The following is a 17,262-nucleotide window of genomic DNA, read 5'->3' as shown; positions in this document are numbered from 1 at the left end:
GTTAACGGGACTTTAATTCTTCCTCCGACCGGGATACCATCCAGGCACCCTGAAGGGATTTGGAATCGCATTTTCGATTCCGCCCACAGGCAAACCTTGGGCTTTACCCAATCTTTCGGAGAGAGAGCTAATGAATTGCAAGACCAACACCCTGCGTGATGCAGTGGTGCTCGCGCTTGTCGTGGGCGCCGGTGGCACCGCGGGCGCAGCCGTCGCTCAGGACGCGAGCGGCAGCGGCGCCACCAACCTGGATCGCATCGAAGTCACCGGTTCGCGCATCCGCCAGGTCGACACCGAGACCGCGCAGCCGGTCCTGCTGATTAGCCGCGACCAGATCGAGAAGCAGGGCTTCAAGTCGGTCGCCGACATCCTGCAGAACATCCCCACCGCCGGCTCCCCAGCCGTCAGCCGCACCTCCCCGCTGTCCTCCGGCGAAGCCGTCGGCGGCTACTACATCGACCTGCGCAACCTGGGCGCATCGCGCACGCTGGTGCTGGTCGACGGCAAGCGCCTCGGCAGCACCAACGGCGGCCTGCAGGACGTGTCCTCGATCCCCGCCGTGGCGGTCGAGCGCATCGAAGTGCTGAAGGACGGCGCCTCGAGCATCTACGGTTCCGACGCCATCGCCGGCGTGATCAACATCATCACCCGCAAGAACTTCGACGGCGCCGAAGCCAATGCCTACGTCGGCCAATGGGGCCAGGGCGACGGCCAGCGCCAGGTCTATGACTTCATGATCGGCAGCACCGGCGAGCGCGGCTCGCTGACCGCCGGCGTCGAGTACACCAAGGAAGACCCGGTGTGGGCGCGCGACCGCTGGTTCAGCCGCGATCGTTTCCCGACGGGTGAAGATTCCGCCGCGCGTCCGGGCGGCCTGTCCGGCACCAGCCAGTACGGCCGTTTCGCCTACGTCAACGGTGCCGGCCAGACCGTGACCCGCACCCTGCGCCGCGATATCCCGGGCCTGGATCCGGCGAACATCAACAACTACCGCGCGCTGGACAGCTCCGACGTGTCCAACCCGGCGCTGGCCTCGACCGTGTACAGCGGCATCGAGCGCAAGTCCGCGTTCTTGAACGGCACCTTCAACTTCACCGACAACATCCGCTTCGACACCAGCGTCCTGTATACCGATCGCGAGTCGTTCGCGCAGAACTCCGGCTATCCGTTCAACAGCGCCAACTTCACGCTGTCGCAGGACGGCCTGTCCGAAGACAGCGTGTTCAACCCGGTCGGCAACAAGGCCACCGGCGGCCTGCCGCCGGGCACCGCGCCGCAGGCGGTGCAGTACGTGCGCCGCGGCTGGGAAGTCCCGCGCGAAGTGCGCAACAACCTCACCACCTACCGCTTCACCGGCGCCTTCAGCGGCAGCTTCGAGCTGGGCGAAGGCAAGTTCTGGGATTGGGACGCGGGCTATCTGTACAACCAGAACAAGGGCGTGCAGGTCAGCACCGGCAACCTCAACACCTACGCCGTCGGCCTGGCCACCGGCCCGTCCTTCATCAACGGCAGCGGCGTGGCGCAGTGCGGCTCGGCCGCCAACCCGATCGCGCTGGGCACCTCGGGCGGCAACTGCACCCCGTGGAATCCCCTGCTGCCGGAAGGCTACAAGGGCGCCAACGGCCTGAGCGATCCGAACGTGCGCGCGTTCCTGTACCAGGACGGCCAGGCGATCTCGAAGACCGAGACCAAGAACTTCTTCGCCAACATCTCCGGCAGCATCGTGACCCTGCCGGCAGGCGACCTGGGCGTGGCGGTCGGCGTCGAGCACCGCCAGGAAAGCGGCAGCTTCTCTCCGGATGCGATGGCGCAGACCGGCATCTCCACCGACCTGGCCGCCGGCCCGACCCGCGGCAAGTACAGCCTGGACGAAGTCTATGCCGAGTTCCAGGTGCCGCTGCTGGCCAACGTGGCCTTCGCCAAGGAACTGAGCCTGTCGCTGGCTAGCCGCTACTCCGACTACGACAACTTCGGCGACACCGTTAACAGCAAGTTCGGTTTCAAGTGGAAGCCGATCGATTCGCTGCTGGTCCGCGGCACCTGGGCGGAGGGCTTCCGCGCGCCGACCATCGCCGATCTGTACGGCGGCCTGTCGCAGAGCTTCGAGTACTACACCGATCCGTGCGATACCAAGTTCGGTACGGCGGCGGGCAATCCGCGCTGCGCGGCGGTGGTGCCGGCGGGCTTCCGCCAGCTCAATGCCTCGGGCACCGCGCCGGCCAACGGCCCGGGCGAGCAGAGCAACGTCCCGTTCGCCTCCGGCTCCACGCCGACGCTGACCCCGGAAACCTCCACCTCCAAGACCCTGGGTCTGGTGTGGAGCCCGGAGTTCGTCACCGGCCTGAACGCCTCGCTGGACTGGTGGAAGGTGCGCATCGAGAACACCATCGTCTCCGATGACCCGACCACGCTGCTGGAAGACTGCTACCTGCGCGGCATCGCCTCGCGTTGCACCGGCTTCACCCGCAACGCCGCCGGCAACATCACCGCGTTGGCCTTCGGTCTGCGCAACGCCGGTTACCAGGAAACGGAAGGCTACGACCTCGACGTCACCTACCGCTTCGAGACCGCGTACGGCAACTTCACCGCGGCGTGGCTGAGCAGCTACGTGGCCAAGAACGAGCTGAAGCAGGACAACTCGGATACTCCGCCGAGCCAGCAGAACGGCTACCAGAACAAGAACGGCAGCTACTTCCGTCTGCGCTCGAACCTGAGCCTGACCTGGCAGATGAACGACTGGGCCGTCACCTGGAGCACCCGCTACTACTCCAGCACCAAGGAGCAGTGCTACTTCGACGACCGTTGCAGCGAGCCGAACTTCACCGCCCCGGAGTACGCGGGCGCGACCTACCCGGTCAACCGCATCGGCGCCAACGTCTTCCACGACGTCCAGGTGAGCTACAACACCCCGTGGAACGCGACCATCGCCGTCGGCGCGAACAACGTGTTCGAGCACTACGCCGCTCCGTCGTACTCGCAGCCGGCTTCCGGCTACTCGTACTACGGCGGCTACGACATCGGCCGTTTCATCTACATGAAGTACCAGCAGCGCTTCTGATCGCCTAGCGATCGGTAAACGTGTCATGACAACGGCTCCGCAAGGAGCCGTTGTTTTTTCGAGCTGCGTAACAGAACGCGACAGCGCACGCGCTTGGCGCACGCATGAATCAGCGGAGACGCTGCAGCGCCCCACCGCGACATGGGCAGCACCCAGCAAGAGGCAGCGACATTCGCAGACGGCAATGGCGTGCGCGGAACTTCAATGCGCCGCGGGCCGGACTGGCACGAGCGCAGTACGCGTTGCGCACATGACAATGCATGCGCGGCTTCCCTGCACATCGTTGACGATTTCAGGGCCCAAGCATTTTGGGAGTCCTAAGCTCACCGATCCATCGCGCCAGCCGACTGGCGCGATGCGTCGGTATGACGAACTGGATCAGCCGGGAATCAAGGTCACGATGACGTGTTCGACGTAGGCTTCGAAGTCCTCGCGCGCCTGCTTGGGCTGGTGCAACTGCAGCGACAGCTGCAGGAAGCCGACGTAGGCGGCATAGGCCAGGCGTGCGCGATGTTGCGCATCGGTCCGGCTGAGCCCGGCCTGGCGGAACGAGGCGATCAGATACTCCATGCGCCGCTGCGAAACCCGGTCGATCACCGGCCGCACCGCAGGATGATCGAGCGCCTTCAGCAACTCGCTGTAGATGATGTGCGGCTTGACCTCGTGCGCGACCAGTTGGAACAGCGCGCGCAGCCGCGTGCGCGGATCCGGCACCTCTTCCAGGCTGCCGAACACCTGCTGTTGCTCGACCAGTTCCCAGCGCTCCAGCGCAGCCTGCAGCAATGCATCGCGCGAGGGAAAGTGCCAGTAGAAGCTGCCCTTGGTGACGCCCAGGCGCCGCGCCAGCGGTTCCACCGCCACCGCGCTCACGCCCTGTTCGGCGATCAGGTCCAGGGCGGCCTGCGCCCAGTCTTCGGCGCTGAGCCGGTTGTTGCGGCCACCGCCGGAAGCGGCGCCGTCGTCGGAGGAAGGAGCGGGCGCGGTATTCATCCGTGGATTTAACCATACGGGGACGTCGGTTGCAGTATGTGGCCTTCACGAGGGCGGCGCAAATGCCCGGCAGCATTGGCTTTTCGCACCCATACTGCATCGTATTGACATGCCGCGCAGAGCAACCATACTATCTCGTATGGTTTCCGCCTCCGCCACCGCCCCGTATGCCGCCTCGGCTACCCTCTCGGGTGCCGGCGAGCTGGCGCTGGCCGCGACCGTCACCGGTCCCGGCGAAGCGGGATCGGTGCTGTTCGCGCATGGCTTCGGCCAGACCCGGCATGCCTGGTCCGCGACCGCCGCGGCGCTGCAGGCGCATGGCTACCGCAGCGTCGCCTATGACGCGCGCGGCCATGGCGATTCGGCGCGCAACCCGGCGGACCTGCCCTATCGCGGCGAGCAGTTCACCGACGACCTGATCGTGGTCGCCGGCGAGATGTCGCCGCCGCCGGTGCTGGTCGCCGCCTCGATGGGCGGGCTGTTCGGGCTGATCGCCGAATCGCGCTGGCCGGGCCTGTTCCGCGCCATGGTGCTGGTGGACATCACCCCGCGCTGGCAACCGGCCGGGGTCGAGCGCATCCTCGCCTTCATGACCGCGCATCCGCAGGGCTTCGCCAGCCTGGACGAGGCCGGCGACGCGATCGCAGCCTACCTGCCGCAGCGCGCGCGCAAGTCGCCCGAGGCGCTGCGCAGCGTCCTGCGGCAACACGCCGACGGCCGCTGGTACTGGCACTGGGATCCGCGCCTGGTCGAAGAGCTGGCGCGCGACAGCGACCAGCACCAGGGCGCGATCGCGCAGGCCGCCGCGCACGTGCAATGCCCGCTGCTGCTGATCAGCGGCGGCCGCAGCGACCTGGTCACGCCGCAGACCATCGAAGAATTCCTGTCCTTGGTGCCGCATGCGCAGCATGTGCACCTGCCCGAGGCCACGCATATGCTGGCCGGCGACGACAACGCCGCATTTACCGCCACTGTGTTGCACTATCTGGACGCCCTGCCACCGGCCTGCGCCGGCGCATCGTCCGCCGTCACCGAGTACCTCCCCGGAGCACGCCCATGAGCATCATTGCCCCCTTCCTCGTGTTGTTGCTGGCCGGCGCGTTCGCCGCCTATCACCGCATGCGGCTCGCCGTCTGGGCCGCGTTGAGCGCCACGCTGCTGGTCGCGTGCTGGCTGCTCGGCGCCAACCACGTCGCCACCATCGTCGCGGCCGTCGTGCTGGCGGTGGTCGCGGTGCCGCTGCTGTTGCCGTTCGTGCGCAAGCCGCTGCTCACCGCGCCGATGCTGAAGGTGTTCCGCAAGGTGCTTCCGCCGCTGTCGCAGACCGAACGCATCGCCCTGGAGACCGGCTCGGTCGGCTTCGAAGGCGAGCTGTTCACCGGCGACCCGGACTGGCAGAAGCTGCTGAACTATCCCAAGCCGCAGCTGACCGCCGAAGAGCAGGCCTTCCTCGACGGCCCGGTCGAAGAGCTGTGCCGGATGACCAACGACTGGGAAATCACCCACGTCCATGCCGACCTGCCGCCGGAGATCTGGAGCTTCATCAAGAAGAACAAGTTCTTCGGCATGATCATTCCGAAGGAATACGGCGGCCTGGGCTTCTCCGCACTGGCCCACCACAAGGTGATCCAGAAGATCGCCTCGGTCTCGAGCGTGGTCAGCTCCACCGTCGGCGTGCCCAACTCGCTGGGCCCGGGCGAACTGCTGCTGCACTACGGCTCCAAGGAGCAGAAGGACTACTACCTGCCGCGTCTGGCGGTGGGCCAGGAAGTGCCCTGCTTCGGCCTGACCGGTCCGTTCGCCGGCTCCGATGCCACCTCGATCCCCGACTACGGCATCGTCTGCAAGGGCGAGTGGAACGGCGCGAACGTGCTCGGCGTCAAGCTGACCTTCGACAAGCGCTACATCACCCTGGCGCCGGTGGCGACCCTGGTCGGCCTGGCGTTCCGCATGTACGACCCGGAAGGCCTGATCGGCGACACCAAGGACATCGGCATCACCCTGGCGCTGCTGCCGCGCGAGACCCCGGGGGTCGAGATCGGCCGCCGCCACTTCCCGCTGAACTCGCCGTTCCAGAACGGCCCGATCCATGGCCGCGAAGTGTTCATCCCGCTGAGCCAGTTGATCGGCGGCGTGGAAATGGTCGGCAAGGGCTGGAACATGCTCAACGAGTGCCTGGCCGTGGGCCGCTCGATCACCCTGCCCTCCACCGCCAGCGGCGGCGCCAAGTTCGGCGCGGTCGTCACCGGCGCGTATGCGCGCATCCGCAAGCAGTTCGGCCTGTCGGTCGGCCGCTTCGAAGGCGTGGAAGAGGCGCTGGCGCGGATCGGCGGCAAGGCCTATGCGATCAGCGCGCTGTCGCAGGCCACCGCCGCGGCGGTGGACCGCGGCGACGTGCCGTCGGTGCCGTCGGCGATCGCCAAGTATCACTGCACCACGATGAGCCGCGAGGTCATCAGCGACGTGATGGACGTGGTCGGCGGCAAGGGCATCATCCTGGGGCCGCGCAACTTCGCCGGCCGCAGCTGGCAGGCCGCGCCGATCGCGATCACCGTGGAAGGCGCCAACATCATGACCCGCAGCCTGCTGATCTTCGGCCAGGGCGCGATCCTGTGCCATCCGTGGGTGATGAAGGAGATGAAGGCCGCCGGCAACCCGGACCACAAGGCCGGCGTCGACGAGTTCGACCGCAACCTGTTCGGCCACATCGGCTTCGCCATCTCCAACGCGGTGCGTTCGCTGTGGTTCGGCCTGACCGCCGCGCGCATCGGCGCCGCGCCGGGCGACGCCTACACCCGCCGCTATTTCCGCAAGCTGGACCGCTACTCGGCGAACCTGGCGCTGATGGCCGACGTGTCGATGCTGATGCTCGGCGGCAAGCTGAAGTTCAAGGAGTCGCTGTCCGGGCGCCTGGGCGACGTGCTGAGCCACATCTACATGACCAGCGCCATGCTCAAGCGTTACCACGACGACGGCGCGCCGGCCACCGACCAGCCGCTGCTGGCCTGGGCCTTCCACGACAGCGTGCACAAGATCGAGCTGGCGCTGTCGGCGGCGTTGCGCAACTTCCCGATCCGTCCGGTCGGCTGGCTGATGTGGGCGCTGATCTTCCCGTGGGGCCGCCGCGCCGAAGCGCCGGGCGACCGCCTGGGCCACCGCGTCGCCGCGCTGCTGATGACGCCGAACGAAGCCCGCGATCGCCTGGGCCAGGGCGTGTTCCTGACCCCGTGCGAGAACAACCCCGGCGGCCGCATCGCCAGCTACCTGACGAAGGCGGTGCTGGCCGAGCCGGTGGAGCGCAAGTTCCTGAAGGCGCTCAAGAGCAAGGGCATCGCGTCGCTGGACTTCGCTTCGCAGCTGGACGAGGCGGTGCGCGAAGGCGTGCTGTCGGCCGACGAGCGCCGTCAGTTGGAGGAGCTGCGCGAGATCACCATGGACACGATCAGCGTCGACGACTTCGACACCGACGAACTGCGCTCGGCGAGCTACTACCAGCGTGCCGCGACGGCGGCCGACGACGGGCATTCGCGCGAAGCGGCCTGATCGTCCTGGCCATGCGACACCCACGACGGCGGACTTCGGTCCGCCGTCGTGCGTTCGGGGGAACTGCAAAGAGCCGACCGCTCTCGCTCTACCGCCGCATGCAAGGCTGACCCGGGGGATCCTGGCTGTTCTCGCGTGCGGTGTGCTTCAAGGCACCCTACTTCGCCAGCATCGCCCCGCGCATCACCGTCCTGGAGCCGGGCCGCTGCGAGGCGCGCATCGCGCACCGGCGGCGGGTCAGCAACCACATCGGCACGGTGCACGCGATCGCCCTGTGCAACCTGGCGGAGCTGGCGGGTGGAGTGATGGTCGACGCCAGCCTGCCGCCATCGATGCGCTGGATCCCAAAGGGCATGCAGGTGGAATACCGCAGCAAGGCGCTCGGCCCGATGCATGCGGTGGCCACGTCGGACGTGGCGATCGTCGCCGCCGAGCGCGGCTACGACCTGCCGGTCAGCGTGGAGATCCGCGACGCACGCGCGCAGGTGGTGTGCTTCGCGCGCATCGCCATGTGGGTGTCGCCAGGCGTACCGGCCACGGCCTCGCCCTGATCGCAGCGTCGCGTGTGCGGTGTGCGGTGTGCGGCTCAGTACGCCAGCAGCACCGCCGCGATCGCCAGCGCGGCCGGCAGCGCCTGTACGAACACGATGCGGCGGCTGACGCTCCAGCCGCCGTACAGGCCGGCCACGACCACGCAGCCGAGGAAGAACAGCATCACGTCGACCCGCTGCGCGACCAGGCCCCAGGCCAGGCCGGCGGCGAGGAAGCCGTTGTAGAGCCCCTGGTTGGCCGCCAGCACGCGCGTGGCCTGCGCCTTCTCCGGCGAATTGCGGAACACCTTCATGCCCAGCGGACGCGTCCACAGGACCATCTCCAGCACAAGGATGTACACGTGCAGCAGCGCAACCGCGCCGACCAGGATCGAAGCCAACAGGATCATCTTGCTATCCGGCACAGGAGACAGGGCGCCAGCATAGCCAGCGGCCCGATGGGCGGCCAGTCCCCCGCCACGCGGCGCCGGCTCAGCGCGTTGGCGGCGTGCGTTCCGGCGGCAGCTTGGCCGCCTCGCGCAGCAGCCGCCACGCGCCCAGGGTCATGCCGGAGGCGGCCAGCAGGCCCGCGAGGAACACCACCTGCGAGCCGAACCCCGACAGCAGCTTGTACAGCCACGCGAAGCTGAGGTCGCTGCCACGATAGATCACCGTATCGATCGCCGCGCCGGCCTTGTAGCGCCATTCGCGGCCGACCCGGGTGTACAGGGTCTCGCGGGCCGGCTTGGCCAGGGAGAACTCGCCGGCGCGGGTCACCACCTGCACCACCGCCACCAGCATCGGCAGCGGCGACACCGCCAGCACCGAGTAGCCGAGCAGGATCGCGCAGCCGGGGATCAGCAGCGCCGGCCCGATGCCGAAGCGCGACAGCAGCGCGCGCGTGACCAGCAACTGCAGCACCAGGGTCACCGCATTCACCGCCAGGTCGATGCCGGCGTAGAAGGCGGTGCTGGCCGCCGCATCGGTGTACAGGCGGCGCACGATCGCGGCCTGTTCGTTGTACAGCAGGGTGCCCACGCCCACGCCGAACACCGACATAAGCGCGAGCCAGCGCAGCAGCGGCTCGCGCGCGATCAGCTTCAGCCCGGCCAACACGTCGCCGCCCATCGGCGCCTCGCCGCCGACCACGCCGCGCTCGCGCTCGCGGGCGACCGCCCACAGCCGCAGGCGCAGCAGGCACACCACGCTGACCACCAGGAAGCCGGCCGACACCAGCATCAGGTTGGCGATGCCGATGCGTTCGACCAGGCTGCTGGCGATCACCGGCCCCAGGAACGCGCCGAGCGTGCCGGCGGCGCCGATGTAGCCGTAGCAGGCGCGCGCTTCGGTGTTGCTGAAGACATCGGCCATGAAGCTCCAGAACACCGCCACCGCGAACAGGTTGAACACCGAGATCCACAGGAAGAAGGCCATGCCGCGCCCGGGCACGCCGCTGTCGAACAGCACGTAGAACAGCAGCAGCGTGGCGATGAAGAAGCCGTACACCACCGGCAGGAACACCCGCCGCGGATAGCGGGAGACCAGCGCGCCGTAGACCGGCTGCAGCAACAGCATGATCAGGAAGGTGCAGGTGAACAGCACCTGCAGCGCGAACTCCTTCAGCGGCATGCCGTGCGCGGCGAAGAACGCGATCATCGCCGGCGGAAACACCGCGGCCACATCGGCGGAGGCGCCCATTGCCTCGCGCACCGGCCGCAGCACGTAATAGCCGCTGAGCAACGAGAAGAAGTACAGGAACGCCCACGCCAGCGGCGGCGAATCGCGCAACGCACCACGCAACCGCGCCAGCGCACCGGGGGCATGCGGGGCGGCGCTCATCGGCGGCGGACCCTGGCGCAGGAACGGGACATGGCGATTTTCGGGGGCGGAAAACGCGCACGGTAGCTGATGCACCGCAACACCGCCAGCGCGCGCGCCGGTCGCCCCCCCACGCTGCACGTGCATCGCGTCCGACGGCGAGCCGCGCCGAGCATATGCTCTATCCTCGGCGACTAGCGTCGGCGCCAGGAACTCAGGGGACACCGCGGGTGTACGACTACATCATCATCGGCGCAGGCTCGGCCGGCTGCGTGCTCGCCAACCGCCTGAGCGAGGACCGCGACTGCAAGGTGCTGCTGATCGAGGCCGGGCCGCGCGACCGCAATCCGTTCATCCACATGCCCGCCGGCCTGGCGCGCCTGGCGACCAACCGCCGCATCAACTGGAACTACCTGACCGAGGCCGAGCCGGCCTTGAACGACCGCCGCCTGTGGTGGCCGCGCGGCAAGGTGCTGGGCGGCTCCAGTTCGATCAACGCGATGTGCTACGTGCGCGGCGTGCCCGCCGACTACGACGACTGGTCGGCCGACGGCGCAGATGGCTGGGACTGGCGCGGCGTGCTGCCGTACTTCCGCCGCAGCGAATGCAACAGCCGCGGCGGCGATGCGCTGCATGGCGGCGACGGCCCGCTGCACGTCTCCGACCTGCGTTACCACAACCCGCTCTCGGACGTGTTCGTGGCCGCCGCGCAGGAGGCGGGCTTCCCGCACAACCCCGATTTCAACGGCGCGCAGCAGCAGGGCGTGGGCCTGTACCAGGTCACCCAGAAGGACGGCGCACGCTGCTCGGCCGCGGTCGCCTACCTGGCGCCGGCGCGCGCGCGGGACAACCTGCAGGTGGTCACCGACGCGCTGGTGCTGCGCCTGCTGATCGAAGGCGGACGCGTGGTTGGCGTGGCCTATGCGCAGGACGGCCGCGAGATGCAGGCGCGCGCCGCGCGCGAAGTGCTGCTCAGCGCCGGCGCGGTGAACTCGCCGCAACTGCTGATGCTCTCGGGCATCGGCCCGGCCGATGCGCTGCGCCGCCATGGCATCGCGGTACAACTGGACCAGCCGCAGGTCGGCGCCAACCTGCAGGATCACCTGGACGTGTGCACGCTGTACCGCACCCGCCCGGGCATCAGCTACGACCGCCGCAACCAGGCCAAGATCGCCTTCGACTATTTCCTGCGTGGGCACCGCGGCGCCGGCAGCAGCAACATCGCCGAGGCAGGCGGGTTCATCCGTTCGCCGCTGGCGCCGGACGCGCGCGCCGACATCCAGTTGCACTTCGTGCCGGCCATGCTCGACGACCACGGTCGCAACCGCCTGCCCGGCGACGGCTTCACCCTGCACGCCTGCCACCTGCAGCCACGCAGCCGCGGCCGCATCGCGCTCAACGACGCCGACCCGCGCACGCCGGCGCGGATCCAGGCCAACTATCTGAGCGATCCCGACGGCTTCGACCTGCGCATGCTGGTGGAATGCGCGCGCCTGGCGCGGCACATCCTGCAGCAGCCGGCATTCGATGCATGGCGCGGCGCGCCGCTGCTGCCGGCACGCGAGGACCTGGACGAGGCCGGGCTGGTCGCCTTCATCCGCGCCAAGGCCGAAACCATCTATCACCCGATCGGCACCTGCCGGATGGGCAGCGATGCGCAGGCGGTGGTCGACCCGCAGCTGCGCCTGCGCGGTCTCGACGGCCTGCGCGTGGTCGACGCTTCGGTGATGCCGCGCCTGGTTAGCGGCAACACCAACGGCCCGACGATGATGATCGCCGAGCGTGCAGCGGATCTGATCCGTGGGCGGGCTGTGCTGCGGGAGGGGTGAGGCGGCGGCTGCGGGGATGCACGACGCTGCGTCGTGGGGGCGAGCGCCCGAGTATCGCGAGGGGCGATGCGCTGCTGCTTGACCTACCCTCACCCCAACCCCTCTCCCGGGGGGAGAGGGGCTAGAACTGCGTTGCGCGGCACGACGATTGCATGTCCATCGGCATCCGCCGCAGTGCTGGCCGCCCCTTGGCCACGGGCCTGCGCACCCCCCGTCCGACGTGGGAAATCCCCAGCAGGATCAAGGCGATGCCTATTCATCTTCTCCCAGTTTGTGCATTCGAGAAATCCGGCGCTAGAATCGTGGCCGGCAGCACCTCACAGGCCTCAGGCGCAATGACACAGAACAGCAGGCACCGGCTCCTTCGACCGGTGGCAACCGGGTTGCTCGGGGCATTGTTGCCCTTTGCGATGTCCTCCACCGCACAGACGCCGGCGCCCGCACAACCGCTGCCGCCGCCGCTGCACACCGAAGCCACGCGCTACACCTCGCCGACCCAGCCGCTGCCCTACCGCGCTTCGCTCACCCAGAGCCAGGTGATGCCGCTGGCCAAAGACTTCGACGTTGCCGCGCTGGAGTCGGTCGCCGAACAGTTGACCTATGGCGAGCGTGTGCCCGGTCTGGCGATGGCCATCGTGCACAACGGCCAGGTGCTCAGCGCGCGCGGCTACGGCGTCACCGACGTCAACCGCCCCGAGCAGGTCGATGCGCACACCGTGTTCCGCCTGGCCTCGCTGTCCAAGGCGTTCGCCGGCACGATGGCCGGCCTGCTGGTCAACGACGGCACCCTGCGCTGGGACAGCAAGGTCGTCGACTACGTGCCCGGCTTCCAGCTCAGCGACCCGGTCGCCACGCGCCAGTTGAACGTCGCCGACCTGCTCAGCCACCGCGTCGGCCTCACCTACAACGCCTACGACCGCGACGTCGAATCCAACATCGACTACTACACGCTCAGCCACAAGCTGGCCTATGCGCCGTTGAAGTGCGCGCCGGGCGAGTGCTACGCCTACCAGAACGTCGCCTTCAGCCTGATCGGCGACGTGGTGTTCGCCGCGTCCGGCAGTTTCTACGAGCAGTCGGTGGAGCGCCGCATTTTCAAGCCGCTGGGCATGAACGACGCCAGCATGGGCCTGGCCGGCATCCAGGCCAGCCCGCGCTGGGCGCGCCCGCACGTGCGCAGCCGCAACGGTTGGGTCTCGCTGACGCCCAAGCCGACCTACTACCGCCTGGCGCCGGCCGCCGGCGTCAACGCCAGCATCAGCGACATGGCGCAGTGGCTGATCGCGCAGACCGGGCATCGTCCCGACGTGCTGCCGGAGCCGCTGCTGGCGACCTTGCACGCGCCGCTGATCCTCACCCCGGGCGAGATGCGCTCGGGCTGGCGCCGCGCGCGGGTCAACTCGGCCAGCTACGCGCTGGGCTGGCGCGTGTTCGACTACTCCGGCCACCAGGTGATCTTCCATGCCGGCGCGGTGCAGGGCTACCGCGGCCTGATCGCGCTGGTGCCGGAACGCGACCTCGGCGTGGCGATCCTGTGGAACGGCGAAAGCGGCCTGCCCTCGGGCCTGCTGCCGACCGTGCTCGACCGCGCGATCGGCCTGCCGGCGCAGCGCTGGCTGGACGTGGACACCGACTTCGGCAGCGACAACCTGATGGCCGAGCGTCCGGACCCGAAGGACAAGAAGGGCGCCTCCTCGTCCAAGTCGGTGGCCTCGCCGCACTGAGCGCGGCCTCCCGCAGCATCCTCGCAGAAGGCGGCGCAAGCCGCCTTTCTGCTGTCTGCAGCGCCGACCTGCACTGCGTGTACCCCTTCCCGATTGCGACGCGGTGCCGTTCCCGCAGCAACAACACGGCGTGGTCTCCGCCGCACTGACCGCGCGCTCGCGCAGCATCCTCGCGAACGGGCGCGCGAACTGCCTTTCTGCTGTCTACAGCGCTCACCTGCGCTGCGTGCGCCCTTCTTCCCGGCGCGGGGACGCCGTCCTGTCCCGCCTGCGGCGCTGCGCTGGCACGGGCGCGTCACAAAGTGTGGCCGCAACGCCGACGTCATGCCTGGGCGAACGATCGGCGACTGCGTCGCCCCAGCGGCAGCAGGCGCTCGGAGCGCCCGCGTACGGCCGCGGTGAGGGTGGTGGGGCACCGTCGCTTCCAAGATCGCGCACAGCGCACACACCGCGCCCTCTCGGCATTGTTCGCGATCCGGCATCTGGTGCCGCTGCGCCCCGCATCGCCACAGGCTGCCGTTGGCGTGCTGGCAACCCGGTGCACCATCGCCGACGTGCGCTGGGCAGCGCGCGAGGCGCGACTGCAGGAGACCTCCGATCACGACCGACGAGAAGCATCCTGCGGGAGTCGACTATCGTGCAACCGCGACGCGCGAAGTGGTGGGTGCTTTCCGATGGCCCAATGCGTCGGGACTGAAGTCCCTCCCGCAGTCACCCGCCGAGCTCGCAAGCCATTGTGGGAGTCGCTTCAGCAGCGACGGGCATTCCAGACAAAGCCCGTCGTGGCTGAATCCGCTCCCACAGGGGTTTGCGGCGAACCCGCCGGGTGCACTGTGGGAAGGACTTCAGTCCCGACGACGGAGGTCTCAGCCGGCTTTCGGCTTCGCTTGTCGCGGCTGCACGACAGTCGACTCCCACAGGACAGACTGCATCCAGCCTGAGTGTGGCGAAAGCAGGCGGCCGGAGACTCCCCTCAGTCCACGGATACGCGGGGAAAACCGGTGATGCGGAGTCGACCTGCGGACAAGGCGCGCTGACGCGCTGCAAGTGCGCACGCAACGCCTTGGCTGGGTCGGCGAATGCCAGGCGTTCCGGCGGCTGTGGCGGCCCCGATCCCGACGGTCGGTCGATCCACGCCAGGGGCGACCCATTGAGCGCAATATGACGGCCTTTGCTGCGCCTACCGTCGTGTCGTTGCCGGAGTAGCTGCCGCGCAAATGGCACGCCGGGGATAACTGCGCGCGCCTCCCGGTACTCGCGTGGCTGCACAGGCCGCACGTGCATGCCAGGGAGATCAGGTGGACGTGGCCCTGCCCGCAGGCGCCGACCGTGGCATGGAGGCGACGCGGCTCTCCACGTCCGTTGCCGATGCGACAGGCACAGGCGCGATGTCCACGTCGCAGCCTGGCAAGCAGGGCGCAGGGAACGGCCAGCGTGGATCGAGAAGACGGACGCCGCGGGGATCGTCGGACGGAGGCACCACGGAGGTACTCCCGGGTCGGGACTGAAGTCCCTCCCACAACCGGGACTGCGAGCGCGCACCGCAGGATGCCGCACATAAAAAACTCCCTCCCCGCTGGGCACCGGGGAGAGAGTCTAGGAACAGCGATCGGGATGGATCAGATCAGCGGCGCGGGCGTGGCCGGCAGCGCGACCGGAGCGGCCTTCTTCTTGCGAGCGGCCGGCTTCTTCTTCGCCACGGTCTTCTTGGCGGTGGCCTTCTTCGCAGTTGCCTTCTTCGCGGCCGGCTTCTTGGCAGCCGACTTCTTCACCGTCTTCTTGGCAGCGGTCTTCTTGGTCGCAGCCTTCTTCGCGGTCTTCTTCACCGCCTTCTTGGCGACGGCCTTCTTCGCGGTCTTCTTGGTGGCGGCCTTCTTTGCCGTCTTCTTCACTGCCTTCTTGGCAACGGCCTTCTTGACCGCCTTCTTCACCTTGGCGACCTTCTTGGCCACCTTCTTGGCGACCTTCTTGACCGCCTTCTTTACCGAAACCTTCTTCGCTGCCGGCTTCTTGGCGGCAGTCTTCTTGACCGCCTTCTTAGCGGCCGGCTTTTTCGCAGCTTTTTTCGTCGCCATGGGATGGCTCCTCGTCAGTGAACTATGGATTGAAAATGCCCAGTTAAAGCAACCTCGCGGCGATGCTCCGCCTGCGGGAACCGCCGGCGCGCGCTGCGGGCCGGATCGGATACAGAAACACCCGTACCGGAAGTCGATACGGGTGCGATGCCAGGGGAGACGTTGCGTTTCTCGGAGGGAAGCGACTCCAACTCCACCATCTTCGGGTTCCTGGCGGATGTCCAAGTTGTGCTTCGCGTTTTGATGTCGATCCGATTCACTCGCTTGCGCAGCAACGTCTGCTGGGCGAAACCTAATCACGGTTTTTTTTACTGTCAACACTTCTACGCAATTTTTTTTTCGATGGCGCGCGCGCCGCCACCGCCGCATGCCGCACTGGCCGCCTTGCCGACGCCGCCGATCGCCGACGCCGACACCGCGAGGAAAACGGCGCACGCAAAAAAAGCAGGGAAATTTCCGTGTTTTCTGCAACGACACGCTGCCGCGATCGCGTTGAGGGCAGGCAGCGGCGAAGCGTCGGCGGGAACCGCAGCGATGCAGGCCAGCCTGTCCGCTAGCTGAAAAAAAATTTCGCGACCGCACGCGGTTCCGGCATCGCACAAGTGCAAATGCGCAAAAGTGCGCAAACTTTTTTGCGTCGTGCGGCGCTCACGACGCGCGCGATGCATGCGTGCCGCGTCGCCGGGTCGTGCCACATCGCGCCACCGCGACACGACCTGCACGCACGTCGCCGACACACCGCGACGCGCACGACCGCCCTCGCCCACCTCCATGCCAAGTCGCCAACGCGTCCTCCGGCGATGCCGTTGCACGGTCGTGTCGACCGGCACAGCTCGCAGAGGCGATCGACTGGCGCCGGCACGCACCGCGCCGCCATGCATCGGCGATACGAGCAGCGCACACCGCATCGCCGATGCCCCCGCGTCGCCGACCCACGTTGCGCCTCAATGCCACGCTGCACCTGCGCCGCGTCGGAAAACCGGCGCCGGCCGACGCGCGGGTCGTCGGCATCGGTCACCGCCAGACGCGACGGACACGCTGCGCTCGCGGTGCGCCCGACGGCGACCTCACATGGTCTTCGCAGCGACGCACGCGGCGACGCGCGTTCCGGGATCGCCATGCAAAGAATGGCGCTGCCGACGCGCGAACGCTGGCGAACGCGCCGAGCCCCGCCCAAAAAGAAACCGGCCGCACTGGGCGGCCGGTTCGGGTGTCGCGATGGGCGGTCGGCTCAGTGGCCGTCGTCCTCGAGCAGTTCGGCGTACTCGTCCGGCGACAGCAGTTCGTTCAACTGCTCGGCATCGTCCGCTTCCAGCACCAGGATCCAGCCTTCGCCGTAGGCGTCCTCGTTGATCGTTTCCGGCTTGTCGCTCAGCGCGGTGTTGACCTCGACGACCTTGCCGCTGAGCGGGCTGTACACGTCCGAGGCGGCCTTGACCGACTCGACCACGGCCACGCCGTTGCCGGCTTCGACGTGATCGCCGACGTTCGGCAGCTCGACGTAGACCAGGTCGCCGAGCAGGCCCTGGGCGTGGTCGGAGATGCCGATGGTCACGCGACCGTTACCTTCGACGCGGGCCCACTCGTGGGACTTGAGGAATTTGAGGTCGCCAGGGATCTCGCTCATGGGGCTGCTCCGGAAGAAGACGGTATCGAGGATGGGAGTCTAGTGTAGCGAACCGCGCGCTTGGGGAA

At 68.0% G+C, this 17,262-nt stretch carries 12 protein-coding genes; 6 read left to right on the top strand and 6 right to left on the bottom strand.

The features are described 5' to 3' along the window. The first annotated feature begins 130 nt into the window (after positions 1 to 130). A complete protein-coding gene (locus AC1PMG_RS06505) occupies positions 131 to 3,058 on the top strand; it encodes a TonB-dependent receptor domain-containing protein (protein ID WP_481111053.1) in 2,928 nt (975 codons plus the stop codon). Between the two features lie 378 nt (positions 3,059 to 3,436). Here the strand turns inward: AC1PMG_RS06505 and AC1PMG_RS06500 are convergent, their stop codons facing one another. Next, positions 3,437 to 4,048 carry a TetR/AcrR family transcriptional regulator gene (locus tag AC1PMG_RS06500; RefSeq protein WP_017910473.1) on the bottom strand — a complete coding sequence of 204 codons (612 nt, stop codon included), beginning with the start codon at positions 4,046 to 4,048 and terminating at the stop codon, positions 3,437 to 3,439. Between the two features lie 139 nt (positions 4,049 to 4,187). Between AC1PMG_RS06500 and AC1PMG_RS06495 the strand changes: the two genes are divergently transcribed. The 3 genes from AC1PMG_RS06495 (at position 4,188) to AC1PMG_RS06485 (ending at position 8,142) form a co-directional block, all read left to right on the top strand. Next, on the top strand, positions 4,188 to 5,108 hold the full coding sequence (locus AC1PMG_RS06495) for an alpha/beta fold hydrolase (RefSeq protein WP_481111052.1): 921 nt from the start codon (positions 4,188 to 4,190) through the stop codon (positions 5,106 to 5,108). Then, entirely contained in the window at positions 5,105 to 7,591 is a 2,487-nt protein-coding gene (locus tag AC1PMG_RS06490) for an acyl-CoA dehydrogenase (protein WP_481111051.1), read from the top strand. Before AC1PMG_RS06495 ends, AC1PMG_RS06490 begins: the two co-directional genes overlap by 4 nt. Positions 7,592 to 7,716: 125 nt before the next feature. Then, positions 7,717 to 8,142 (top strand): hotdog fold domain-containing protein, encoded by a 426-nt coding sequence (locus AC1PMG_RS06485; RefSeq protein ID WP_481111625.1) that lies wholly within the window; start codon positions 7,717 to 7,719, stop codon positions 8,140 to 8,142. A 35-nt stretch (positions 8,143 to 8,177) separates the two neighbouring features. Here AC1PMG_RS06485 and AC1PMG_RS06480 read toward each other — a convergent pair whose 3' ends face one another. Further along, positions 8,178 to 8,531 carry a DUF1304 domain-containing protein gene (locus AC1PMG_RS06480; RefSeq protein ID WP_043095030.1) on the bottom strand — a complete coding sequence of 118 codons (354 nt, stop codon included), beginning with the start codon at positions 8,529 to 8,531 and terminating at the stop codon, positions 8,178 to 8,180. A gap of 82 nt (positions 8,532 to 8,613) precedes the next feature. Next, entirely contained in the window at positions 8,614 to 9,960 is a 1,347-nt protein-coding gene (locus AC1PMG_RS06475; protein ID WP_481111050.1) for an NTP/NDP exchange transporter, read from the bottom strand. A gap of 209 nt (positions 9,961 to 10,169) precedes the next feature. Between AC1PMG_RS06475 and AC1PMG_RS06470 the strand changes: the two genes are divergently transcribed. Both AC1PMG_RS06470 and AC1PMG_RS06465 read left to right on the top strand, forming a co-directional pair. After that, entirely contained in the window at positions 10,170 to 11,768 is a 1,599-nt protein-coding gene (locus AC1PMG_RS06470) for a GMC family oxidoreductase (RefSeq protein WP_481111049.1), read from the top strand. A 335-nt stretch (positions 11,769 to 12,103) separates the two neighbouring features. Next, entirely contained in the window at positions 12,104 to 13,492 is a 1,389-nt protein-coding gene (locus AC1PMG_RS06465; protein WP_342072344.1) for a serine hydrolase domain-containing protein, read from the top strand. Between the two features lie 1,619 nt (positions 13,493 to 15,111). Here the strand turns inward: AC1PMG_RS06465 and AC1PMG_RS06460 are convergent. The 3 genes from AC1PMG_RS06460 to gcvH form a co-directional block, all read right to left on the bottom strand. After that, positions 15,112 to 15,567 (bottom strand): hypothetical protein, encoded by a 456-nt coding sequence (locus AC1PMG_RS06460; RefSeq protein WP_010344200.1) that lies wholly within the window; start codon positions 15,565 to 15,567, stop codon positions 15,112 to 15,114. A 323-nt stretch (positions 15,568 to 15,890) separates the two neighbouring features. Continuing rightward, positions 15,891 to 16,340, bottom strand: coding sequence for a hypothetical protein (locus AC1PMG_RS06455; protein ID WP_481111048.1), 450 nt, complete (start codon positions 16,338 to 16,340; stop codon positions 15,891 to 15,893). Between the two features lie 458 nt (positions 16,341 to 16,798). After that, positions 16,799 to 17,194, bottom strand: coding sequence for a glycine cleavage system protein GcvH (gene gcvH / locus AC1PMG_RS06450; protein ID WP_017910465.1), 396 nt, complete (start codon positions 17,192 to 17,194; stop codon positions 16,799 to 16,801). Between the last annotated feature and the right edge of the window lie 68 nt (positions 17,195 to 17,262).

This window comes from Xanthomonas sp. NCPPB 2250, from assembly GCF_056725265.1.
This window is presented reverse-complemented; position numbering and strand designations above follow the sequence as displayed.

Bases quoted from the DNA above. Each gene is read 5' to 3' on its own strand.
- AC1PMG_RS06505 (WP_481111053.1), top strand. From the start codon at position 131: ATGAATTGCAAGACCAACACCCTGCGTGATGCAGTGGTGCTCGCGCTT.
- AC1PMG_RS06500 (WP_017910473.1), bottom strand. From the start codon at position 4,048: ATGAATACCGCGCCCGCTCCTTCCTCCGACGACGGCGCCGCTTCCGGC.
- AC1PMG_RS06495 (WP_481111052.1), top strand. From the start codon at position 4,188: ATGGTTTCCGCCTCCGCCACCGCCCCGTATGCCGCCTCGGCTACCCTC.
- AC1PMG_RS06490 (WP_481111051.1), top strand. From the start codon at position 5,105: ATGAGCATCATTGCCCCCTTCCTCGTGTTGTTGCTGGCCGGCGCGTTC.
- AC1PMG_RS06480 (WP_043095030.1), bottom strand. From the start codon at position 8,531: ATGATCCTGTTGGCTTCGATCCTGGTCGGCGCGGTTGCGCTGCTGCAC.
- AC1PMG_RS06475 (WP_481111050.1), bottom strand. From the start codon at position 9,960: ATGAGCGCCGCCCCGCATGCCCCCGGTGCGCTGGCGCGGTTGCGTGGT.
- AC1PMG_RS06465 (WP_342072344.1), top strand. From the start codon at position 12,104: ATGACACAGAACAGCAGGCACCGGCTCCTTCGACCGGTGGCAACCGGG.
- AC1PMG_RS06460 (WP_010344200.1), bottom strand. From the start codon at position 15,567: ATGGCGACGAAAAAAGCTGCGAAAAAGCCGGCCGCTAAGAAGGCGGTC.
- AC1PMG_RS06455 (WP_481111048.1), bottom strand. From the start codon at position 16,340: ATGGAGGTGGGCGAGGGCGGTCGTGCGCGTCGCGGTGTGTCGGCGACG.
- gcvH (WP_017910465.1), bottom strand. From the start codon at position 17,194: ATGAGCGAGATCCCTGGCGACCTCAAATTCCTCAAGTCCCACGAGTGG.